Origin of the sequence: Chryseobacterium sp. R2ACT005 (genome assembly GCF_049949215.1) — a bacterium.
GTDB lineage: Bacteria > Bacteroidota > Bacteroidia > Flavobacteriales > Weeksellaceae > Chryseobacterium.
The window spans coordinates 1,486,442-1,509,386 of the sequence record NZ_CP188192.1; the positions used below are offsets into that span (position 1 = coordinate 1,486,442).

Annotated in this window: 23 protein-coding genes; 6 read left to right on the forward strand and 17 right to left on the reverse strand. The window is 35.1% G+C overall.

Annotated elements, in window-relative coordinates:
• The first annotated feature begins 367 nt into the window (after positions 1-367).
• Positions 368-3,226 (forward strand): aminomethyl-transferring glycine dehydrogenase, encoded by a 2,859-nt coding sequence (gcvP, locus tag ACPF63_RS06800; RefSeq protein ID WP_426482487.1) that lies wholly within the window; start codon positions 368-370, stop codon positions 3,224-3,226.
• A 295-nt stretch (positions 3,227-3,521) separates the two neighbouring features.
• Here gcvP and ACPF63_RS06805 read toward each other — a convergent pair whose 3' ends face one another.
• From ACPF63_RS06805 to ACPF63_RS06825, 5 genes are all read right to left on the reverse strand, one after another.
• Complete coding sequence (locus ACPF63_RS06805; protein WP_426482488.1) at positions 3,522-4,034, reverse strand: hypothetical protein; 513 nt, start codon at positions 4,032-4,034, stop codon at positions 3,522-3,524.
• 159 nt (positions 4,035-4,193) lie between these two features.
• Positions 4,194-5,018 carry a hypothetical protein gene (locus tag ACPF63_RS06810; protein WP_426482489.1) on the reverse strand — a complete coding sequence of 275 codons (825 nt, stop codon included), beginning with the start codon at positions 5,016-5,018 and terminating at the stop codon, positions 4,194-4,196.
• An 863-nt stretch (positions 5,019-5,881) separates the two neighbouring features.
• Positions 5,882-6,622 carry a YggS family pyridoxal phosphate-dependent enzyme gene (locus ACPF63_RS06815; RefSeq protein ID WP_426482490.1) on the reverse strand — a complete coding sequence of 247 codons (741 nt, stop codon included), beginning with the start codon at positions 6,620-6,622 and terminating at the stop codon, positions 5,882-5,884.
• Between the two features lie 158 nt (positions 6,623-6,780).
• Positions 6,781-7,188, reverse strand: a complete 408-nt coding sequence (locus ACPF63_RS06820; protein WP_426482491.1) for a hypothetical protein — start codon at positions 7,186-7,188, stop codon at positions 6,781-6,783.
• Between the two features lie 151 nt (positions 7,189-7,339).
• The gene (locus tag ACPF63_RS06825) at positions 7,340-8,056 is read right to left on the reverse strand and encodes an AAA family ATPase (RefSeq protein ID WP_426482492.1); all 717 of its coding nucleotides are present in this window, start codon (positions 8,054-8,056) and stop codon (positions 7,340-7,342) included.
• Between the two features lie 1,210 nt (positions 8,057-9,266).
• Between ACPF63_RS06825 and ACPF63_RS06830 the strand changes: the two genes are divergently transcribed.
• Positions 9,267-9,602 (forward strand): DMT family transporter, encoded by a 336-nt coding sequence (locus ACPF63_RS06830; RefSeq protein ID WP_077416531.1) that lies wholly within the window; start codon positions 9,267-9,269, stop codon positions 9,600-9,602.
• On the opposite strand, the gene ACPF63_RS06835 is transcribed toward ACPF63_RS06830, so the two are convergent.
• The 3 genes from ACPF63_RS06835 to ACPF63_RS06845 form a co-directional block, all read right to left on the reverse strand.
• Positions 9,599-10,255, reverse strand: a complete 657-nt coding sequence (locus ACPF63_RS06835) for a glycosyltransferase family 32 protein (RefSeq protein ID WP_426482493.1) — start codon at positions 10,253-10,255, stop codon at positions 9,599-9,601. The two genes, ACPF63_RS06830 and ACPF63_RS06835, sit on opposite strands and share 4 nt — an antisense overlap.
• A 250-nt stretch (positions 10,256-10,505) precedes the next feature.
• Positions 10,506-11,477: a hypothetical protein gene (locus tag ACPF63_RS06840; RefSeq protein WP_426482494.1), complete on the reverse strand. Its 972-nt coding sequence runs from the start codon at positions 11,475-11,477 to the stop codon at positions 10,506-10,508.
• A gap of 7 nt (positions 11,478-11,484) precedes the next feature.
• Positions 11,485-11,913, reverse strand: coding sequence for a hypothetical protein (locus ACPF63_RS06845; protein ID WP_077416538.1), 429 nt, complete (start codon positions 11,911-11,913; stop codon positions 11,485-11,487).
• A gap of 192 nt (positions 11,914-12,105) precedes the next feature.
• On the opposite strand from ACPF63_RS06845, the gene ACPF63_RS06850 reads away from it, so the two are divergent.
• Positions 12,106-13,182, forward strand: coding sequence for a sensor histidine kinase (locus tag ACPF63_RS06850; protein WP_426482495.1), 1,077 nt, complete (start codon positions 12,106-12,108; stop codon positions 13,180-13,182).
• Complete coding sequence (locus ACPF63_RS06855) at positions 13,182-13,904, forward strand: LytR/AlgR family response regulator transcription factor (protein ID WP_426482496.1); 723 nt, start codon at positions 13,182-13,184, stop codon at positions 13,902-13,904. The genes ACPF63_RS06850 and ACPF63_RS06855 overlap by 1 nt, the downstream gene beginning before the upstream one ends.
• Positions 13,905-14,134: 230 nt before the next feature.
• On the opposite strand, the gene ACPF63_RS06860 is transcribed toward ACPF63_RS06855, so the two are convergent.
• Both ACPF63_RS06860 and ACPF63_RS06865 read right to left on the reverse strand, forming a co-directional pair.
• A complete protein-coding gene (locus tag ACPF63_RS06860; protein WP_426482497.1) occupies positions 14,135-14,869 on the reverse strand; it encodes a DNA-formamidopyrimidine glycosylase family protein in 735 nt (244 codons plus the stop codon).
• Positions 14,870-14,956: 87 nt separating this feature from the next.
• On the reverse strand, positions 14,957-15,586 hold the full coding sequence (locus ACPF63_RS06865) for a class I SAM-dependent methyltransferase (protein ID WP_426482498.1): 630 nt from the start codon (positions 15,584-15,586) through the stop codon (positions 14,957-14,959).
• Positions 15,587-15,790: 204 nt separating this feature from the next.
• Between ACPF63_RS06865 and ACPF63_RS06870 the strand changes: the two genes are divergently transcribed.
• Positions 15,791-17,146: a deoxyguanosinetriphosphate triphosphohydrolase gene (locus ACPF63_RS06870; RefSeq protein WP_426483201.1), complete on the forward strand. Its 1,356-nt coding sequence runs from the start codon at positions 15,791-15,793 to the stop codon at positions 17,144-17,146.
• Positions 17,147-17,149: 3 nt separating this feature from the next.
• Here the strand turns inward: ACPF63_RS06870 and ACPF63_RS06875 are convergent, their stop codons facing one another.
• From ACPF63_RS06875 to ACPF63_RS06900, 6 genes are all read right to left on the reverse strand, one after another.
• Positions 17,150-18,226 carry an NAD(P)H-dependent flavin oxidoreductase gene (locus tag ACPF63_RS06875; RefSeq protein ID WP_426482499.1) on the reverse strand — a complete coding sequence of 359 codons (1,077 nt, stop codon included), beginning with the start codon at positions 18,224-18,226 and terminating at the stop codon, positions 17,150-17,152.
• A 33-nt stretch (positions 18,227-18,259) separates the two neighbouring features.
• On the reverse strand, positions 18,260-18,712 hold the full coding sequence (locus ACPF63_RS06880) for a nuclear transport factor 2 family protein (RefSeq protein ID WP_426482500.1): 453 nt from the start codon (positions 18,710-18,712) through the stop codon (positions 18,260-18,262).
• Entirely contained in the window at positions 18,709-19,443 is a 735-nt protein-coding gene (locus tag ACPF63_RS06885) for an SDR family NAD(P)-dependent oxidoreductase (RefSeq protein ID WP_426482501.1), read from the reverse strand. Before ACPF63_RS06885 ends, ACPF63_RS06880 begins: the two co-directional genes overlap by 4 nt.
• Positions 19,444-19,450: 7 nt before the next feature.
• Complete coding sequence (locus ACPF63_RS06890) at positions 19,451-19,669, reverse strand: tautomerase family protein (RefSeq protein ID WP_047377560.1); 219 nt, start codon at positions 19,667-19,669, stop codon at positions 19,451-19,453.
• A gap of 39 nt (positions 19,670-19,708) precedes the next feature.
• Positions 19,709-20,242, reverse strand: coding sequence for a YceI family protein (locus ACPF63_RS06895; protein WP_426482502.1), 534 nt, complete (start codon positions 20,240-20,242; stop codon positions 19,709-19,711).
• Between the two features lie 107 nt (positions 20,243-20,349).
• Positions 20,350-20,922 (reverse strand): Crp/Fnr family transcriptional regulator, encoded by a 573-nt coding sequence (locus tag ACPF63_RS06900; protein WP_426482503.1) that lies wholly within the window; start codon positions 20,920-20,922, stop codon positions 20,350-20,352.
• Between the two features lie 195 nt (positions 20,923-21,117).
• On the opposite strand from ACPF63_RS06900, the gene ACPF63_RS06905 reads away from it, so the two are divergent.
• On the forward strand, positions 21,118-22,056 hold the full coding sequence (locus ACPF63_RS06905; protein ID WP_077416554.1) for an SPFH domain-containing protein: 939 nt from the start codon (positions 21,118-21,120) through the stop codon (positions 22,054-22,056).
• A gap of 132 nt (positions 22,057-22,188) precedes the next feature.
• Here ACPF63_RS06905 and ACPF63_RS06910 read toward each other — a convergent pair whose 3' ends face one another.
• The gene (locus ACPF63_RS06910) at positions 22,189-22,803 is read right to left on the reverse strand and encodes a DUF4377 domain-containing protein (RefSeq protein ID WP_426482504.1); all 615 of its coding nucleotides are present in this window, start codon (positions 22,801-22,803) and stop codon (positions 22,189-22,191) included.
• Positions 22,804-22,945: the final 142 nt, after the last annotated feature.

The following is a 22,945-nucleotide window of genomic DNA, read 5'->3' on the forward strand; positions in this document are numbered from 1 at the left end:
CCGAATAGTTCTTAGATTATCCTTTAATTGGGTTTAAGTTTACATTTTGAATAAAACTAATGATTGGAGAATATTCTAAAGATAACTTTAATCAGTAAGACATAACTCGTAAATAATTTACATTGTTTTAAATATGGTGTCAGTATTTTATTGAAAGTGAATTGATTGTTTTGTTGCATATTATGTATAGAATAAGGAATGTGTTTGTTGGGATTTACATAAACATTGTTAAAAGGTTAATTAAAATAGAGTGTGATAAAAATCACAAATATTTTTGTGAATTATCACCCCGGAAATGCTCTTGTACAATCATTCAAAAAATTGTAATTTTACACATCTTTTTACAAACAAAATCTAATAAATAAAAATGAATACAGAACAGTTTGTGAGCCGTCACATTTCCCTTAATGAAGCCGATAAACAGGCGATGTTGGAGAAACTTGGCGTTTCTAGTATTGAAGAGTTAATTTCTCAGACCATTCCATCTTCTATCCGTTTAGAGAAAGATCTTGAGATCTCGGAACCGCTTTCTGAATACGAAATGTTGAACCACTCAAAAGAATTGGCATCTAAAAATACAGATTATACGAGTTATATCGGATTTGGATACCACAATACACTTTTGCCTTCAGCAATCCAGAGAAATATTTTTGAAAACCCTAGCTGGTATACAGCCTATACTCCTTATCAGGCAGAAATTGCACAGGGAAGACTTGAAGCTCTTCTTAATTTCCAGACTGTAGTATGTGATCTTACAGGTTTTGCATTGGCTAATGCATCTTTGCTGGATGAATCTACTGCTGCAGCTGAAGCAATGCATATGTTCTTCAACAACAGAACGAAAGATCAGAAAAAAGCAGGAGCTAATAAATTCTTTATTTCTGACCTTGTTCTTCCTCAAACAGTTTCTGTATTAAAAACAAAAGCTGAGGGATTAGAAATCGAAATCGTAGTAGGAGATCATAAAACACACCAGTTTGATGGTTCTTATTATGGAGTTTTATTACAGTATCCTGGTAAAAACGGAATCGTTTTAGATTATACAGAAGATATCGTAGAATACAAAAAACTTGACCTTCAGGTAGCTGTTGCTTGTGATCCGATGGCTTTGGTGAAACTAAAGTCTCCGTCAGAAATGGGAGCTGACTGTGCGGTAGGAACTACACAGAGATTTGGTATTCCATTAGGATATGGAGGTCCTCACGCAGCTTTCTTTGCTTGTAAAGAAGACTATAAAAGAGATATTCCGGGAAGAATCATCGGAGTTTCTCAGGATATGTACGGAAGACGTGCATTAAGAATGGCGTTACAGACAAGAGAGCAGCATATCAAAAGAGAAAAAGCTACTTCAAACATCTGTACAGCTCAGGTTCTTTTGGCAGTAATGGCAGGAATGTATGCTGTATATCACGGTCCAAAAGGATTAAACTATATCGCTGATCAGATCCACTTTAAAGCAAATGCTTTGAAAGGAGGTCTTAAAGCATTAGGTTATCAGGTAGTAGAAGAGCCAATCTTTGATACTGTGAAAATGACGATGCCTGAAGATGAGAAAGGAAGATTAATCAGATTGATGCAGGATCACAGACTTAACCTTAACTACTTCACAGAAGGTGTGGTAAGCATTGCGATCAACGAAAGCACAACATTAGAGAAATTGAATATTCTGATGGCTTCTTTCGCTCAGTTTAAAGATAAGCAGACTTTCAAATTAGAAATAAAAGAAGGATACAGCATTCCGGACGAAAACTTAAGAAAAGACGAAATTCTTACGGAATCAGTATTCAACAAATATCATACGGAAACAGAATTGATGCGTTACATCAAGCGTCTTGAGAGAAAAGACTTATCATTGACACATTCAATGATTTCTTTAGGATCTTGTACAATGAAACTGAACGCAGCAACTCAGATGTTACCGCTTTCATGGGAAAACTGGGGTGCCGTTCACCCATTTGTACCTGTAAATCAGGCTGAAGGTTACCAGGAAATGATCCGCGAATTAGAGAAAGACTTAGCAGAAATCACAGGTTTTGCAGGAACTTCTCTTCAGCCAAACTCTGGAGCTCAGGGAGAATATGCAGGATTAATGGTAATCAGAGAATACCATATCTCAAGAGGAGACCACCACAGAAATGTAGTATTGATCCCTCAGTCTGCACATGGAACCAACCCGGCTTCTGCAGCTATGGCAGGAATGAAAATCGTAGTTGTGAAAAACCTTGAAAACGGTGAAATCGACTTCGAAGACCTTAAAGCTAAAACAGAACTTCATTCAGCAAACTTATCTGCTGTAATGATCACTTATCCTTCAACTTACGGATTCTTTGATGCTAACATTAAAGAAATTACCAACCTTATCCACGAACACGGAGGGCAAGTATATATGGATGGTGCGAACATGAACGCTCAGGTAGGATTTACAAGTCCTGGAAACATCGGAGCTGACGTTTGCCACCTTAATCTTCACAAAACTTTCGCAATTCCTCACGGAGGTGGAGGTCCTGGAGTAGGTCCAATCTGTGTTGCTAAACACTTAGTACCTTTCCTTCCTTCTAATGCGAATATCAGAATCGGGTCTAAAGAAGCTATTGAGGGTATTTCTGCTGCACCTTACGGTTCAGGATTGATCCTTAATATTTCTTATTCTTACATCAAGATGCTGGGAACTGAAGGTCTTAAAAAGGCTACAGGTCACGCAATCATGAATGCTAACTATCTGAAAGAAATTTTAGCAGAACACTTCCCAATCTTATATTCTAACGAAAACGGAAGAGTAGCTCACGAATGTATCGTAGATTTCCGTCAGTTCAAATCTTTAGGAATTGAAGTGGCTGATGTGGCGAAGAGATTGATGGATTATGGTTTCCATGCTCCTACTGTTTCTTTCCCTGTTGCGGGTACCTTGATGATTGAGCCTACAGAATCTGAAAGCAAATCTGAAATTGACCGTTTCGCAGAGGCATTGATCTCTATCAAAAAAGAAATTGATGAAATTGCTAACGGTGAAGCAGATGCTGCAAACAACGTATTGAAAAACGCTCCTCACACAGAGCAATTGGTAATCTCTGATTCTTGGGATAAACCATACAGCAGAGAAAAGGCTGCTTATCCATTAGAGTGGGTAAGAGACCACAAATTCTTCGCTTCTGTATCAAGAGTAGATGAAGCCTACGGAGACAGAAACTTAGTTTGTACTTGTGAGCCGATTGAAGCTTATATGTAATCTTAGTTTTTTAACTATAAAAAATCCCTTTCAGCAATGAGAGGGATTTTTGTTTTCTGTCATTACGAGCAGAGAAGTTGAAGTTTTTGAACCAGATTATAATGTAATTTCTTTAACGCAAATTTCGCAAAGATTTTTCTACTAACTGCTTACAATGTTCGCAAAAAGGCGTTCCACTCAGCGAAATCTAAACTATGTGTTTTTTTGCAAATCGGGAGATTTTGTACGGCTATTGTCATTGCGAGCAAAGCGAAGATCTCAAGTAACTTTTATGATCTCAGTTTGTAATTTACCGCTAGCTCCATTTTGCGGCAAAAGCAACAATCACAAAATAAATAGCCAGCATTACAATATTTGTGAAAAGATTGACCAGAAAAAATGGTTTTAATAATCCCCATCCTTTCTGTTTTGTTTTCAGTGAAAGCCAGTAAAAAGGGAATTCAATGATCAAAGTTGCTCCAAAACTGTATAGAAATCCAATAAAAAAACCTCCCAGTTCATATTGGCCTACCCTTGATTTCATACCCCAGAAGTCCGAATATCCGTTGATGAAAGAAAAATGAGGGGCAATGAAATAATATCCTATAAACATTGAAATGTAGTTGGCTGCAATGATCAGCCATTTTCTGTTTTCAAGATTAAACTTTTCTAAAAGAAGTTTGCTTTCAAATGTTCCGATTATAAAATTGATCCAGATCAAATGTAAAAAACTAAACCAAATCATGGGAGAACCAGCATTGGCTAAGAGAAAATTTGGAATCAGTAAGAGAATTAGCAGAAGATAGTTTTGGTTATTGGTTTTGATCATATAATAAAAATGAATGAATTTTAAAGGATAGAGCACTTCATTTGTGAGATGTTCTGCTTTATTTTATTAAACAAATTCTATTGAAATATCCGGGAAACAGGCTGTAGGGTTACAACAGTCTCAATATTATTACAAATGATTGATGTGGTATCATTCGAATTATTTGTATTTCTCTCTGTAATTTCCTTTTGCTTTAAAACGCTCTGTTTTTTGATCGTAAAGAAAAATGTATTCTACAGGAATTTTTTTGTAGGGATTATTGATAGAATATTTGATTTGCCTGCCATCTATTATTATATTGTCATACCAGAATCCATCCGGTGTTCGTCTCTGGATCAATACAAGTTTTCCTGTGAAAGCAATATCATTGAATCCATCATTATTATAATCTTTTATTTTTAATTGTAATTCATGAGGTTCATAAACCTTGCTGTCCTCATTAGTATCATAAGTTTTGACATTTCCATCATAAATATTTACTAAAGAATCTGCCGTTATTTTATAAATTTCATGACCTCCATTTCCGTGGCCTGTTACTAATGTCGCCAATAAGAAAGGGTTTTGTTTGGGAAATATTTTTATAAATTCATATCGTTGTGCAAACAAAGTTTTGACAAGCTTTCCATCGGATGTTAATAATATTTGGTTTTTCCAGGGATATCCTGCAGTGGGTCCTGTTTTCCAGTCATATTCAATGAAATAATAATCCTGATCTGAACCATTTATTTTTACCTTTCTGAATGTCGTTATTTTTTCACTTTCCTGCTGAAGCGGGCTTTTATGAATATGAAGATCAAAAGCCTGTCGAAGATTTGTAATAAACTTTGAAGAATCTTTGATTGCAGGGTAATCCGCAAGATATTCAAGTGGTATGGACATTTTAAGGTTTGGGTTCTCTTTTTTTGCCTGTTGAGTATTTTCTTTTTTATGAGTACAGTTCAAAATGAGCAAAGGTAAAAGTACTGCCAGAGGTATTTTTTTCATAGGTTTATTAGTTGCGGAAAGGAATTTTTTGAAATTTATTATATTTTAATGAAATGTCAATCATTTAATTACTATTTTAAAATAAAATCACCTCTCAAAACTGAGAGGTGTTCTATTATTTCTGTCATATTTCTTTACCTTCTTTTAATGCTATAGGCAAGCAAAATCGCTACACCCATAGTAACGCAGGTTATAATTGAAATAGTTTCAATTGAAATTCCACTTTTCATCTGTGTGTTTTCTTTTTCACATGAATAAAAGAATAATACTGCTATAAATAGGCAGCCCGAGAGTAATTTTTTTGTCATACATGTATTTGTTTGGTTACGAAAGTTTTACATCAAAAAGTATACCGAATTTGTAGACTGTAAAAAGCCTTTTGTTGTAAGGTTTTTGGCTATATCCTAATGTTGGTAATAAATGATAAACAATTAGGACAAATAGTTAATTTTATGAACGATTTTTTTTTATCAATCCCCGGTTTCCAAAATAGCAAAGTAAATGATTGATCAAAAGTGCTGAAAAAGGAAACAGATTACCGAAGATATCTTTAAAATTAGCCATGGTAATAATGAGAAAAATAAGCGAAAAAAGGTTTAGTTTCCATAGCTTTACTTCGTAAGTCAGTGTTTTATTGTTTTCATTATAAATGAATTTCCCATTGTCAATTAAAGATAGATAATGCCAATTGGATCTTTCTGTGAAAAGACCTTCATCGAAAGAAACAAAATTCGGCCCGTAAAGAATGTTTTGAACCTTTTTTTTTCCGCAATATATCACGGGTTGTATAAAATAACCTGATCAGATGTTTTGTCTTTGATAATTTCTCTCTCAAAAGTATAAGTAAATGGAAACATATAATTTTATGCTTTTTTATTATCTTCATTCCAATAGTAACTGTCCGGATAGATTCTCGCCCCAAAAACTGCAGTTCCCACCCGTACAATGGTGGCTCCTTCTTCAATAGCTGTTTCCAGATCTCCGCTCATTCCCATAGAAAGTTCTTTCATCTCCACATTCAGAATGTTTTCACGGATAATATCCTGTTGGAGTTTTTTCAGGATTTGAAAACATTCTCTTATTTTCTCGGTTTCAGCACTGAAGAGACCAATGGTCATCAAGCCCTTTATTTTCAAAGTAGAGTAGTGAGAAATTTTCCGGGTAAGCTCAATCGCTTCACTGGGATCAATTCCGAATTTACTCTCTTCATTGGACGTATTCACCTGAATTAAGACATTCATCGTCCTGTTTTCAGTCAAAAGTCTTTGATGAAGCTTTTCAGCAAGTTCCAGACGATCCAGAGACTGAACGCAGGTAACACCATATTTCAGGATATCTTTGATTTTATTGGTCTGAAGATGGCCTATAAAGTGATTTTCATGGGGGATGTTCTTTAAGTCCTCATACTTCTCCTTCAATTCCTGTACTTTGTTTTCTGCAATTAAGGCTTGTCCGTTTTCCAAAGCAATTTTGATATGATCTGCAGAAACTGTTTTAGTGGCCAATAATAACTTCACTTCATCAATATTCCTTCCGGATTTTTCACAGGAATTTTTTATTCGGTTATTGATCAATGCTAGATTGTGCAGGATATCTTCTTTCATGATGAGATGGATTCTTTTGCTTCCAGTTTTTTCATTAAAGCCACTTTAACGGCAGTTAAGGCATAGTCTTCAGCAAAAGAAATAGAATACTTTCTTTCAACTGTTTTTACGCTTAAATTAATACAACATTTATATTCATAAATCCTTTATCTCTTAATCTAAATATTTTCGTCTTCCCAAATAACTGAATTTATTTTCCAACCTTTTGCAGTCTTAACATACTGAAAAAATTTAGTCCCGCTTCCTTCAAAATAATTACCATTAAGGTATCCACGCTTTTGGTATTTAGAAAAGCGTTGGGCAATATTGTTAACTATTTTTGTTTCCTCATTTACTTCATATTCCTCAAATTCGATAAGGGTTCCGTCTGTTAAATTTTTTTTTCTTGGAGTAATAAAACTGTCAAGGGTATAAACTTCTTCGTTATCTTTATCCTTTTTGATTATTATTGTTTCATTTAAACAAATATCATCAATACTTTCAAAGTCCGGCTTTTTTCCATTAGTATTGGTAAACAAATTAAAAAATGATTTGGTTAGCTGATTGAGTAAAAATTTATCATCCATTTGTGTTGATTCTAGTGTTTTAAAATTAATAAATTTTCAAATTCAAAATGGGTTTTAATCAGTACTTACTAAATTGACATTTTTTAATAAAGAAAAAAAATAGTTTCTAGTAAAACGGAATCATATAATTTTGGCAATTAATTTAGTGATCTCAATTCTCAACTATTTTTGCTTCCAACTTTCTTATTAAAGCACCTTTAACCACGGTAAACGCATAATCTTTGGCTTCCGCAAAAGAAATTCCATACTTACGCTCAATATTCCTCATATTTTCCGGAAATTTAGACAATAAACTATCGTAAAACTGATCCAGAAATTCCTGAGACGGCATTTCATAATTGATCTTTAGCTGGAAACGTCTTAGCAGTGCCGTATCAATAATTTCAGGATGGTTGGTAGCACAAATTAACAGCGCATTTTCAGGATAATAGTCAATGAGTTGGATTAAAGTATTAACCAGTCTTCTCATTTCCCCTACATCTTTATCATCACTGCCTCTTGCTTTTCCGATCTGATCCAGTTCGTCAAGAAAAAGTACTGTTCTTTCCCTTGCAGCTTTATCAAATATCATTTTAATATTCTGGGATGTTTCGCCGATTCGTGAGGAGACAATATTGCTCAGGTTAAGGATTATAATGTTTTTTCCTAAGGCATTGGCAACAGCTTTTGCTGTCATTGTTTTTCCGCATCCTGAACTTCCCTGAAGCAGAATCTTATTATTAACCGGAAGTCCATATTCCTGCAGCTCTTTTATATAGTTGTGTTCCTTGATAAGCTGAACGAGATGCTCCTTGTTGTTTTTATCAAGAAATATTTCGTTAAGGTTGACTTGTTCTTTATCCTGGATAATAAGATTGTACAGATTCATGATGACGATAAAATAATTATTGGATAAACAAAGATAAAGCTTTATTGAATGTTAAAAAGAATCCTGAATAATAATAAACGCCTGGTCCAGTGTAAAATGAATGATGAATAATAAATGATGAATGGAAATCTATAGTAGGAAACAATTTTACCGCAACACGAAAAAAAGTCCCCAAACAATCTGTGAAGGTTTGTGAAAGCTGTGGGCAATAAACAATTTACACTTTTGCGGAATTCCTTAATAAAAAAGAAAAGCCAGACTTGCGACTGGCTTTTCTCATTTGGATATTAAAATTTGTTATGAAACTAAGATCTTTTTGTTTATGTTTTTGGGCCCTTTTACCCGATGGTAAAAGAGCAATCCGATCTCTCAGACTAAAAACATAAAACAATATAATTAGTATAGATTTTCTATAGGCTTGTTTTATTTAAGATTAGTTTCTTTCTCTTCTTACTGTCATGAAATATGAAGTGATTACTACTAAACCTGTTACGATACCGATATAAGTTATCATTTTGTATTATTTTTAATTATTTGACTTTTTTTTATTAATCTTTCAATTGCAATATTACTACTTTCAAATCACGTGCCAAAGTAAATACTTATGATGTATATCAGTATATTACGGTGGTTTGTGTTAATTTATTAGTGAATTTTTGTTTACATTAAATTAATGCATTATTGAGAATTTATTAATACTTTTATTATTCTATCTGTAAAATTATGTGAAAACGTTAACCGTTTCTTGACTTCTATATTGGAGTTGATAAAACAAATAATAAATAATGCTTAGCATAATATTGTTTTAAACCGCTTTTTTTGAATGTAAATTTTTCACGTGAAAAGGATTTTCATGTTAAGAAAATTTATTTTTAGCCTCATTTTTTGATTCGGAATTTTTGTCATCTGTCACATTTCATAACATGGAGAAATATTTTTTTGTGCCATATCGGAAAAATAAGTTTGTACAATGGCATACTTTTTCAAAATCTTTACAATATTGGATGGAGCTAAAAATAAAGCACTTAAGATGAATTAAGTGCCTGAAAGAAGTATAATTGCAGGATTGATAGTTAAAAAAAACTAAGAGTTTTCAAAGCGTTAAAGAAAGAGAAACATTTGCTGTCTCTTGATCAATAGCGAATTTTCCCATTATTCCTTTTTGGAATTACCAAAGTGCTTTTGTTACTTTTGTATAAAGAATAAATTTATGGGACGCAGTTATATTTTTCTTGCCTTAGCGATTGTATTTGAGATCATCGCCACGAGTTTTCTGAAAAAATCTGAGGAATTTTCCAAACTATGGCCATCCGTAATAACAGTCATAGGATATGCCTGTGCTTTTTATTTTCTAAGTCTCACGCTTCGTCAGATTCCGGTAGGGATTACCTATGCCATCTGGTCCGGCGTGGGAATTGTCTTTATAACAATGATTGGAGTTATCGCTTTCAAGCAGATTCCTGATCTTCCGGCGATTATTGGTATTGCTCTGATTGTAATAGGGGTGATTGTTATTAATGTATTTTCAAAAATGGGAACGCATTAAAAAATAATCTCCTGACGCTTTTGCATCTGTTTCCAATGTTGAGACCTTGATTTGTATAAAAAGAACTTTCCCAGTTTATATTTAAACTTTAAATATCCACGGAACTCAATGCCGCGAAATAGTCTAAAGGGAATAGCCGGATTTTCCTCTAATGATTCTCTGATTGCTTTACTGAATACAGTAGGACCTGTAGTAGCATGTACATCATGCGGAAAGCGGTGGTTTTTTATATTATCAATCATCAATTCCAATGTTTTCTTTAGAAAAGGATGATTTTTATTGAAAATAAGTGCCCATTGAACATATAGATTTTCGTGTCTTTCTACACTGATTACAGCTTCATCATCTTCCTGGATGAGTTGTTTAAAAGGTTTTATAATACCGCTGTCTATATCAAGGTATATTCCGCCTTTTTTATATAAAACAGCATATCTGAAGAAATCTGCTTTTGAAGCTCCTATAGCCAGTTTACGATAATTTTCAATATATTCAGGAGGAAATTCTTCAGTGATAAATTTCTCTATATCTTGGTCGTCATAGAAAAAATAGCGGTATTCCGGGTTTTTTCTTTTCATATTCCAGATGTGATATCGTGTAATTAAAGGAAGTTTTTTAGTTTTAAAAGTTTGAAATATCTGTTTGGGTACTGCCATTTTCTATTTTTTAAATTCTATTCTTATAAAATCTTTAAATCATTTGCATAAGAGGTAATAAGATTTTTCATAAAAGAGAATCTCTGAACTTGTGTTTTTCTGTAGTTTTGATTGCAATTTGTAATAATGGTTAAATGCTGAGAGGAGAAAATTTTAATTTTTTTTTAATATCCTTGATTAGAGAACTCTGGAGATCTATTCGGATATTGTAAAAATCAAAATCAAGTATTTACGGGAATTGTTTTCAACATCATTTTGTTCTTTTTCTTTCAAATGGATTATAAGAAATTCCAACATTGAAATAGAATGAAGGTTTATAATTCCCTTTCCATATATAATCATTAAAGGAATCCTGTTTATTAAAAGCTCTTGAGTTGATATTTGTTCTGAGTCCTGTTTTAAAAGTTCCTATAAAGTTTCCTCCAAGATTATGCTCATAAATTGCCCCTGAATTAAGAACAGCCTGCCGGAATTCATAGGTGTTGTTATTGCGGTAGGTATAAAATGATGTGTTATCCATTTCCGTTCCCAGAGAAATCCTGCCATCGGAAGAAATATCTTTTCGGATCAATACTTTTTTCGGAAGCAGAACATCCAATACCCATCCGTTGTTGAATTTGTTTTCATAAGTGAAGATAGGGAGTACAGGAATCTGGGTGCTTGGGTCAATAATTCCAGCCAATCCAAGCGTCATTTTTGTTTTTGGAGTTACTTTTAAAATCAATGAAGCAGTTACCAATCCTCTGATCCGTTCAAAATGCTGATCACTACCATCAGCAGAAATGCTGGCTGAATATATCGCTGTCTTTTTGAATAACCTTGAAAAATAGCTCAGATTAATCGCTTCCGAATGATAGTGAAAGTTTTCTTCAGATCCAATTCCCGGAATTACAGGATTTTCGTTCCTGATTGAAGTGTAGCGGTAGTTCAGTGTAGTACTCAAAAGCCAGCTTCTGTTTTTGATGAAATAAATATTGGCATCTGCCTTCATCTGCTGAAGGCTTTTTACTTTATTGTCCGGCAGATCCTGACCTTGGAGCTGTGATGAGAAGGAGGATGGCGTGACAAAGGTGTATTCGACGTTGAAGTTCCGGGCCTGCGGAATTTTATCAGCAAAAAAAGCACGTACCTTCAAAGGAATACTGTCCTTTTTCTGGGCATACGTAATGTTCTTTAAAGGGAGTATTGCCAGTGGCACAAGTACTCTTCTCAATGTTTTCATGGGTCGTTTATTTTAAAGGGTGAATAATAGATTGAAAGAAATTAAAGCTGAAAATCTTGTCATAGAAGATGTCCAGACTGTTTTCAATAATCGCATCAGCATAGGCGGATGTATCCGGTACAAATGTTTCCTCTACAAAAACAAACCAGAGTTCCGAAAGCCCGTATCTCCTTCTAAACTCTTCAGAAGCATTGCTGTCAGGCACTGCAGAATGTTTCAGGTCACAAAACAGGATTCCTTTTTTATCTCCATTATGTTCCACCATGTTAATAGGATGATGGAGGTAGCTGAGAATTTTCATTTTCGGTTCAAAACACTCAATAAAATGGTGCAAATCAATAAGCTGTATTACTTTTTCTTCCTGTTGAGATTCTGTCATAAAGAAACATTCCAATGATATTTCCTGAGTCAATTCGTGAAAAGCTGTTAATTCCATATGTGTTCATTTTACAGCACAAAGGAATAGAGAAAAGAGCAGCGTAAATTTGTTTTTATACAAAGTGGCCGGTATTTTATACGAAATCCCGGAACATCATAATTGGTATAATAAAAGAGAGGTTTCGTATAATAAAATAGTTGTAAATTCCGTTATTGTCTATTTTTGTTAATGATAAAATAAGCCTATCGTATGAAATACAGTCCGCAGAAATTTGAAGAAACCTTTGCAATGGATTTTTTGGTGGAAGCGAAGTATGGATTCCGAAGGCACCTCCTGTTTCTGATTTTCTTTTTCTTTTTGCTGTACAGCGCGAGATTCTGGCATTGGTATTCGGGAATATATCAATACTATGTTTTATTCTTTGTGTATACGATCCTCATTGCAATGGTCTATATAAATATATATGTATTGGTTCCGCGGTTTTTCTTTAAAACAAAATATGTTACCTATCTTGTATTGCTTGTTCTGATGGGAGTAGCGGGGCTTAATTTTATTGGTTACGGTTTCAGACTGTTTTTCGAAGAATTCAGAGTGAAAAATATTCTTAAGGAAAGTGAAAAGGGAGGAATTTATGAAGGAGTTCTAATGTGTATTCCGATCATTATGACGACCACAACGATAAAACTTTTGCAGAAATGGATTAATGATAATAAAAGGATCAATGAGCTAAGCAGCCTTACTATGAGTATGGAACTGAATGAACTGAGAAATCAGATCAATCCCCATTTTCTGTTTAATATGCTGAATAATGTAAAAGCACTGATCAGAACAGATCCTGCAAAAGCTTCAGTAGTGATTGTAAAACTTTCTGAATTTCTCAGATATCAGCTGTATGAAAACAGTGAAGAAAAAACGTTACTGGCTTCAGAAATTGATTTTTTGGGCAATTTTTTAAACCTTGAAAAAATAAGACGTGATCATTTTTCTTTTGATATTCAAACCGATGTTGATAAAAGAATAATCAGCAGCACATTTATTCCACCGAATTTGTTTACCACTTTTGTTGAAAATGCTGTAAAGCACAGTGTGGATCTCAATGGAGGAGAGTCTTATGTGAAAATAGAAATTAGTATTGAGAATAAACAGCTCCATTTTATATGTGTGAATTCAAGAAGTGCTGGTTATACCGTTTCGGACAAAAAAAGCAGTGGACTTGGGCTTGCCAATATCACCAGAAGGCTGGAACTTCTTTATAACGACACTTTTGACCTGCAGATAGAATCCGGTGAAAAAGAATATATTGTAAATTTAAAAATTCCCGTTTGATGAATTGTATTATAGTTGATGATGAACCTTTGGCAAGATCCGAAATGAGATCTCTGATCACTGAAACTTCCAATGTTGATATCCTTGGCGAATTTTCCAATGCTCCGTCTGCACTCGATTTTCTTAAAGAAATTGATGTAGATCTTATTTTTCTTGATATAGAAATGCCCATGGTGACAGGTCTTGAGTTCGCAGAAATGCTTCCCAAAAAATCGCTGATCATCTTTACAACAGCCTATTCTCAGTACGCACTGAGGAGCTATGAATTGGAAGCTGTAGATTATCTTCTGAAACCTGTTGATCCCAAAAGGCTGGAAAAAGCAATTGATAAAGCCATACTTTATACTGAACTTTTATCCAAAGACACTGTAAAAAATACGGTAGAATCCAATACTGCAGATTTTTTATTCATCAAAGCAGAACGAAGGTTCTATAAAATCAGTTTTGCAGATATTAAATTTATAGAAGGGCTTAAGGATTATGTAGTCATTCATACAAAGCAGCAAAAGCTTATCACTGCAATGAATTTAAAAACAATTCATCAGAAAATATCCGGAGAAACCTTCATCAGAGTAAGCAAATCTTACATCGTCAATATGAATTATATTGATTCATTTGACAATCATAATATATATATTGAAGACTCCGAAATTCCTCTTGGAGAAGTATACAGATCCGAGTTTTTTACAAAATTTGCCGGAGGGCTTCTGAACTCAGACTAATGTAAAATGAGTAGTGAATCATAAGGAATGGGTAATGTAAATCTCAGATACTACATCATCAGTGAAAATCTGTAGGGCAGGAGGTGTCATTCTGAACGTAATAAAATGTAGTGAAGAATCTTATGTTTTGAACAATAATAAGATTCTTCCTTCGTCGGAATGACAAAAGCTAAATGGTACAAAAGACCTCTTTAAATAAATAAACCCTTCAACAGCTTTAGCTAATTAATCTAATAAAGTTTCTGATCTTTTTCACAATAGAAGCTTCTTCTTTTTCCAACACCCGTTTGTTTTTTGATCAATTTCTGTCCACATACCGGACATATAGATTTAGTATGAACGAGCCAGTGTTTTTTCAAAACAAATTCTCTTTTCCATTTCAGGAAATCAAAACTGTAATTTCTGGCTTCAGCTATAAGTTCTTTCCTTTTTTTGACAGGTAGATTTCCCAACAGACTTTCCGGCTGTACTCCAATTCTGAAAAGCACTTCGTTTTTAACGATATTGCCGACACCCGAAAAAATATCCTGATTCATCAATGCATCACAAACCATCATTTTCGGATTGGATTTTAATTTCTCTTCGGCTTTCTTAGGATTCCACTGATCGCTCATTACATCTGCTTCCCAATCAATTGTGGAGAGGAATTCAAGGTCTACAGACTTTACAGAACAGGTGTAAAAATAAATGCTTCCCGTAGAGAAAAACAATGCTAAACGCAAGCTTTTATCCGGTTTGGTTTGTTCATCAATGCTGTAAGAACCAAACATTAATAAATGAATCCGGATCGCTGCTTTTTCAAAAACGAGATAAGTTTGTTTTCCAAAAGTGCGGATTTCCAGAAGGGATTGGCCAATGAAAATTTCTTTCTCGAATTTGGCAATTCCTGAAACTTCTGTTACTTGCTGACCTGCAAATGGCTGCAGGCTTTCTTTCATTAATATGATGGATGGACCTTCAGGCATACGTTTATTTTGAGATAAAGATTCAAATAATATTCCATAACCAAATAAAATCTGAGCTTTATCCCAAAATAAACCTGTTTAAAATATTCAGACCAGTTTCTGTCCGACAAAACGGATTACAGAGCCTGTTCCATTATGAAACAATCCCTCATTGAGCTCTATTTCTGTTTCTGCCAATTCAATAATGTTATAATCCGGAAAATCAGCCTTAATCTCTTCAATAGAAAATAAGGATTCAACGTCCTTTGGCCCGCCAACCTTTTCATTCTTTGCAATATACTCCAAGTGGCTTTTACTGAAAGCTTCAAAAATAATAAAACCGCCTTTACGCAGATACTGATTGAGCATTTGGTGAATGGAAGATTTAATATCTCCCGGAAAATGGGCATAGATCAGAGCAATAGCGTCAAACTGTTGTTCCTGATAATTCAGAGTTGAAAGTTCTCCCACCCGATAATCAATTGTAGTTCCGTGTTGCTCAGCAAGCTGTAACGCTTTGTTTCTGCCATTGGCACTGATATCGAAAGCTGAAACCTGCCATCCCTGAGTTGCCGCAAAAACAGCATTTCGGCCTTCACCTTCTGCGGGGAAAAGTATTTTACCTGGTTTTAATAGAGTAAGTTGTTCTCTCAGATAATTGTTGGGTTTTGTTCCATACGCAAACTCTTCGCTGCTATACCTTTCGTCCCATCTTTTGAGCCATGTGTTGTCCGTCATTGTAAAAGAATTTTAAAATTTGGATAAAGAAAAACTGTAAGTATTCTTCGGTTGTATTAGTTGCATCAAATGTAGAATATTTCTTCAAGCTTTCCGATCCCTAAAAAACGTTTACTATTATAGATTTTTTGAATGACAGATCTGTTTAATAAAAATCCAAATACTATTCCATACAATTAAAATTTGGAGTAATTTTGAAAAATGATGAATTTAAACCAGATTTTCACCAATCAACGTACAGGAAACAATCCACAGACCAAAGCTTCACGAACTGATTTTCAAAGGGATTTCGACAGAATTATCTTCTCTTCTGCTTTCAGAAGACTACAGAATAAAACGCAGGTTTTTCCTCTTCCCGGAAGTGTTTTTGTACACAACAGACTTACCCATTCTCTGGAAGTATCATCTGTAGGAAGAAGTTTAGGAAGTATTATCGGTGAATTTATTGCTGAAGATTTTAAAAGTGAACTGACTGAAGATTCAAAGAATTTTTATCTCTATAATCTGGGAAACGTAATTGCAGCTGCATGTTTATGTCATGATGTCGGAAACCCTGCTTTCGGACATTCTGGAGAAGATGCCATTGCAAGCTATTTTGAAAGGAATGAAAGAGACCTGAAGTCAAAATTCAATGAAAAAGAGTGGGCGGATCTGGTTAACTTTGAAGGAAATGCCAATGCGATCAGAGTACTGGCACAGCAGCAGCAAGGGAAAGATGCGGGAGGTGTTCAGCTTACTTTCTCCACACTGGCAAGTATTGCAAAATATCCTTGTGAGGCTGTAGCCAAGAAAAAAGGAATCATTCACAGGAAGAAATTCGGGTTTTTCCAGAATGAAAAAGACATATTCCTTGAAATTGCCAAAGGAACCCAGCTTATTTCTGAAAGTGAAGAACCTTATATTTTCAAAAGACATCCTTTTGTATGGCTGGTAGAAGCTGCTGATGATATCTGCTACAACATCATTGATATGGAAGATGCCCACAGATTGGGAATTGTTTCAACAGCAGACTGTAAAAATTTATTTTTTGAACTGGTAAAATCTGAAACAAATGATGTTCAGAGAATTGAAACAAAGCTAAGTTCTATCTCCAACGAAAACGAACAGATTTCTTACTTAAGAGCAAAAGTAATCAATGCTCTGATCAATAAGTCGATTGAGATGTACAAACATAACTTTGAAACGATTCTTGAAGGCAATCTTGGCAACGGCTTACTTGATATCTATAAAAAAGAAAATAAAGCACTGCAGGATATTGCAAGTTTCTCCGTAGAAAAAATCTATAATCATAAAGCGGTTGTAGAAATTGAAAATGCAGGATATAATGTAATGTATGAATTGCTGGATCATTTTATTCCTTCCATTCTGAAACCGGAAGACCATAGAAAATCTTATGATGAAAAAGCTTTGAAATTAATTCCAAAGCAATTCATTTACAATGATGGTACCGATTATCAGAAAGTTCTCGGAGTAATTGATTTCGTTTCAGGAATGACTGATAACTATGCTACCGATTTATATAGAAAAATTAAAGGAATAGACATCGGAATGACCGTGTAAATTCTATTTATTCAATAATTCAGAAGCCTCTTCAATTAATGACTGCATTAAAGTGGAGGCTTTTTTATGCTTTAAAAGCGGGGCAATCTGACCTGCCCAGAAAAATACCAGCTCATGCTTTTGCTGTTCCAAAGCAGCCTTTCTCAGTGCGCCCATAAAATGGGTCTGTAAAGGAAATGGTAATGTTTTGTCAGTGGCAGCCAATACATCCCGGGATATTTTTGTGGTAATTCCGCGTCCTAATCTTCCGGTATACGCTCTGGTGAGAGCGGTAGATCTTGCTGCATCAGAAAACAAAAACTCTTTATGTATCGGTAAAGCTCCGGATTCTTCAGTGACCAGAAATGCCGTTCCGATCTGTACCGCTTCTGCGCCCAGTTGGAAAGCTCCGGCAATTCCACGCCCGTTGACAATACCTCCCGCTGCAACTACAGGAATTTTTACCCGATCCTTTATCAGTTGAATCAAAGCGAAAGTTCCTGTTGTAGAAAGTTCAGCCTGATCCAGAAACGAAGGTCTGTGGCCGCCACTTTCAAAGCCGGAAGCCACAATAACGTCCACTCCGGTTTTTTCCAGAGCAACAGCTTCATCCAAGGTTGTTGCAGTTCCCAAAATAACAGTTCCCTGCTGATGAAGATCTTCGATGATACTTTCATCCATCAATCCAAACATAAAGCTGAAAACTTTAGGTTTGATATCAAAAATAACACTCAGCTGATTCTGAAATCTTGATTCAAAAGAGAGTGGAGGTGAAGGAATATCCGTGTCTAAAAGATCAAAATAAGGTTTGAAAATTTCAATGGCCTTTTGATACTGGTCTTTTGTATGTTCTTTATCAATAATATCGTGATCGTTTACCCAGAGATTAAGATTATAAGGTTTATCCGTTTTCGTTAGTATTTCTTTGTGAATATCATAAATTTCCTGCGGTGACAAAGTATACGCTCCGAATCCGCCTAGTCCGCCAAGATTGCTCACTGCTGTTGTCAGCTCAACTGTAGAAAGACCTCCGCCAAAAGGACCTTGCAGAATAGGATATTCAATACCCAGTAATTCCGTAATTCTATTTTTATTCCACATGATTTTGTTGATTTTTAATTAAAAAAACTTGAATTAAGGGTGTACATTGGTCAATGTCTTATTAACGATGAGCCATTTTTCGTCTATCTTATTGAAAGTTATGAAATTATAATAATTAAAATCATACATTCTTACATTTAATTTCACTGTAGCAATTGAATTAATGATGTCAATAGAAAGGATTTCAGCTTTAAAATCTTTTCCGGATTTTTCCGGACTTACACGGTTTCCGACTCCCTCAATATATTGATCCGCAGTTTTGAAATAGGGAACTCCATCTACATCTCCGAAAAACAAAGCTCCTTTATAGAAGGCTTTTCTAAGAAGGTCTGTATCTCCTTCATAAATTCCTCTGAAATAATAATTTTCAATGACATTTCTTATTTCAGTTTCTGGTGTTGGGTTGGTTTTCATATTCTTTACATTTTGTGCATGGCCGCTCAATGGAAAACTGAGCAGCCATGCTATAATTAATGATAGTTTCATGATAAATGATGTCCGGCACCCATTCCCCCGTCAACATTGATGATGGCTCCGGAAATTAATTTGTTTTTAGCAATCGCATGAATCATCTGAGCTACTTCTTCCGGCTCCCCGATACGGTTGATGAGGTGCATTCCGGCATTGTTATCAAGACCTGCACCATGCATCGGTGTTCTTATCAAGCCCGGAGCGACCGTATTTACCCTGATATTTTCTTTTCCAAACTCTGCAGCCAGCTGCAAAGTCAGTGCATGAATAGCTCCTTTGCTTGAAATAGGCGCTGTAGAAGGAGACTGTGCAATCGCATGATATACTAATGGAGTTCCTACATTGATCACAACACCGTCTTTTTGTTTGATCATTTGAGGAATGACAGCCTGTGTTGTAAAGAATGTTCCTTTTAAATTGGTTGTTAAAAAACGGTCCAGATAGTCTTCAGTGACTTCCAGAAAAGGTTTGTTCTCGTAAATTCCCGCATTGTTGACCAGAACGTCAATTGATCCAAATCTTTCAAGTGCAGTTTTTACCAAGGCTTCTCCCGTTGTTTTCTCGGATACATTTCCGGCAACCATGGCCAGGTTTTCTCCGGCTCCCAGCTCATGGTAAACTTCCTCTAATTTAGATGCTGTTTGTGAATTGATGATTACATTATCACCTCTGTCTAAGAAATAACGGGCTGTTTCCAATCCTATCCCTGAAGAGGCTCCTGTTACAATTATCGTTTGCTTTTTCATTTTATGTTTATTTTTTTTCTGTTGAAAATCCTTGTTCTTTTAATACTGAAACCTGTTCTCCGGCATATCCCCAGTTATCATCTTCGATTTCGTTGATCACAATATGGGTCAAATGAGGATCCTTATTCAAAACTGAAGTTACAGCTTCACTTATTTTTCTGATTAATTGTTGTTTCGTTTCGCGGTTAAGATCTTCGCGAAGCACATCTACTTTTATGAATGGCATGATGGTAAATTTTTAAGGTTAAATAATCTTTAAGTTCTGTTAGTAAGCTTTTGCAACAAGATGAATATGTAAATCAAAATTGTTATAGATCAGCGTATCACCAAGATTGGTAAAGAAATTGGAGGATCTGAATTTGATATTGAATTTTGTTCTGTCGACTACAATTTTAGCATCTAAAACAGCCGTATTATCCGTTGTTACAATCTGCAGACTTGTGTTGATAGAATGAGTAATCCCTTTTATGGTAAGATCTCCGGTTACGTTATACAGATTCTGATCACCAGGTTCAGCATGAGTGATTTCAAAAAGAGCTTCAGGAAACTGATCAGAATTAAAGAAATCGTCAGAGGTCAGGTGGCCTGCAAACTGAGCATTGGTTTCAGCATCCTCGATATCAAGGATTTTGATAGCACGGGTATCAATGACAAATTTTCCAGATACAGGTTTTCCATCTTCAAATGTGAAGTTTCCATCTTTTACACCGATTGTTCCGTTGTGGGCTCCGGTTACTTTTCTTCCGATCCAGTCGATCGTACTGTTTTCATTATTGACTTTGAAATTTTTTGTGTCCATTTTTATTTGGGTTTAATTAATGACACAAAGTTCAGCCGGTTGAAAGAAAAAGTTACGTGATGTACCTCACAAAATAGAAGAGAGGATAGACGAGGTAAGGGTGTTGTTTATTGATGAAGTCTGCTCAGGGTTTCCCTGGTTACTCCAAGATAAGATGCAATCAGGTGTTTAGGAACCAGATTGTACAGTTGAGGATACATGGCCAAAAGTTCCTCATACCGGAATTTAGCATCATTATTCATGAAAGAAAGCAGACGTTTTTGTGCTGCTACATATCCTTTGTTGGTTCTCCATCTGAAAAAATGTTCAACTTCATGAATTTCATTGCAGATTTTTTCCCTGTCTTCGTTGGAAATAGAAAGAATAGTAGCGTTCGTAATGCAGTCTACATTAATAGTAGCCCTGGTTTTACTGTAAAGTGCATCAAAATCTGTCACCCACCAGGTCGGCATAGCAAACTGAAGAATAAACATTTTCATGCTGTCGTTAAGATAAAAAGCTTTCAGACAGCCTTCCAGAACGAAATATTCATGATTTACGAAATCACCTTCCGAGATCAGGCTTTGCCCTTTTTTTAAAGTAATCAGGTTAAAATGCCCAAAAACATAATCAAGTTGTTCTTCAGCAAGAGAAGTGAATTTAGAGATGTGATTCTTTAATATTTCTTTAGAATTGACCATGATATGCAATGAATATTCAAAAGTAAGTTTTTTTCAGGATAATTTTAATTTAAAAATAATCAATCATTCTTGGGCTTGATTATTAGGAGATAATGTATTAAACCTTAGATTTATTTTTCATATATTTAAGCAAACACCAATAAAAATGTTTTAACAAAACAGGATTTATTACGACCTATTAAAAAATTAAAAGCTATGGGAATATATTTAGCGCCCGTTATTTTCTTCGGGCTAATCATTTTATTCGCTTCGTTCTTTGTAGTTAAGCAGGAGACCGCAGCGATTATTGAACGTTTTGGAAAGTTCCGGGCAGTAAAACATTCCGGTCTCCATCTTAAGCTGCCAATCATAGATCAGATTGCGAAAAGACTGAATCTGAGAATTCAGCAGCTGGATGTAATGATTGATACTAAAACATTAGACAACGTTTTCATCAAAATGAAAATTTCTGTTCAGTATCAGGTGATCAGAAATCAGGTTGGAGATGCTTATTATCGTTTGGAAAATCCTGAAAATCAAATTACTTCATTTGTTTTTGATGTGGTAAGAGCAGAAGTTCCGAAATTGAAACTTGATGATGTTTTTGTAAGAAAAGATGATGTGGCGATTGCAGTAAAAAGTGAGCTTCAGGAGGCTATGAACAGCTATGGATATGATATTATCAAAGCTTTGGTTACTGATATTGATCCGGATGAACAGGTAAAACATGCGATGAACAGAATCAATGCGGCGGAAAGAGAAAAAACTGCTGCAGAATATGAATCCGAAGCACAAAGAATCCGAATTGTAGCCGTTGCAAAAGCAGAAGCAGAATCTAAAAAACTTCAGGGACAAGGGATTGCAGACCAAAGAAGAGAAATTGCAAAGGGTCTTGAAGAGTCTGTAAGGATGCTGAATAATGTAGAAATCAATTCACACGAAGCATCAGCACTTATCGTAGTGACACAGCATTATGATACATTGCATTCCATAGGAGCAAGTAACAGAAGCAACCTGGTTCTTCTTCCCAATTCACCTACAGCAGCCAGCAGCATGTTGAATGATCTTGTAGTAGCTATGACTACTGCAAATACGGTAGGTGAGGCAGCTAAAGGTAAATACCCGGATCCACCTCAAAAAGAGAGTGGATTTTAAAATAGGGAAAAAGAGTATGAATACTGGAAAGATGAATCCTTGGAGAATTTTCCTTGATTGTCAAAAATAACTTCAGACTTCATTTCCTTCATAAAACAAAAAAGCTTCTGAAATTTTCAGAAGCTTTTTTTATTATTTTTTCGTTTTAGAAACCTGTTCTATCAATGTATATTTTATGGAAGAAGCGTTAGCCGGTGGATTTGCTATTTTTTCAGTTTTTACTTTTAAAACATATTCGTAACCTGGTTCATAGGTAAATCCTTCAATATTGCTGTAGAAATTGGTCCAGCTTTCGGAAGCATTTTCTTTTACCTGCATACACTTCATACGGCCTGCTCCTGCAGAACAGTCTACGGTTTGTGGGCCTACGATAAGTGTTTTTTCATTGGATGCCATTTCTTTCTTTTTCGTTTTAGAAACCTGCTTTACCAAGGTGTATTTTATGGATGATCCGTCAGCTGGAGGATTGGCAATTTTTTCAGTTTTTACTTTTAAAACATATTCATATCCCGGTTCATAGGTAAACCCTTCAATATTGCTGTAGAAATTGGTCCAGTTTCCGGAAGCATTTTCTTTTACCTGCAGACATTTCATAGGAGCTACGCTGGTACAGTCTGCTGTTTGTGGTCCTACGATGAAGGTGGCTTCATCGCCTGTGGATGCATTGGCTGTGGTTGTACATTGCGTCATTGCAAATAATGCTAATGCGGGTGCTGCCCCTTTTAGAATTGTTGCGATACTTTTCATAAACTTGATTTTTCCCCCATACTTCGCAATTACCATGCCGAACTTGGCTTTCCTGAATTTGTAGTACTTCTGCTATTGCTTTTTATTTTTTTAATCATTTAATTTGAAGTTCTTAAACACTAACCGCAAAACATAATTCTTA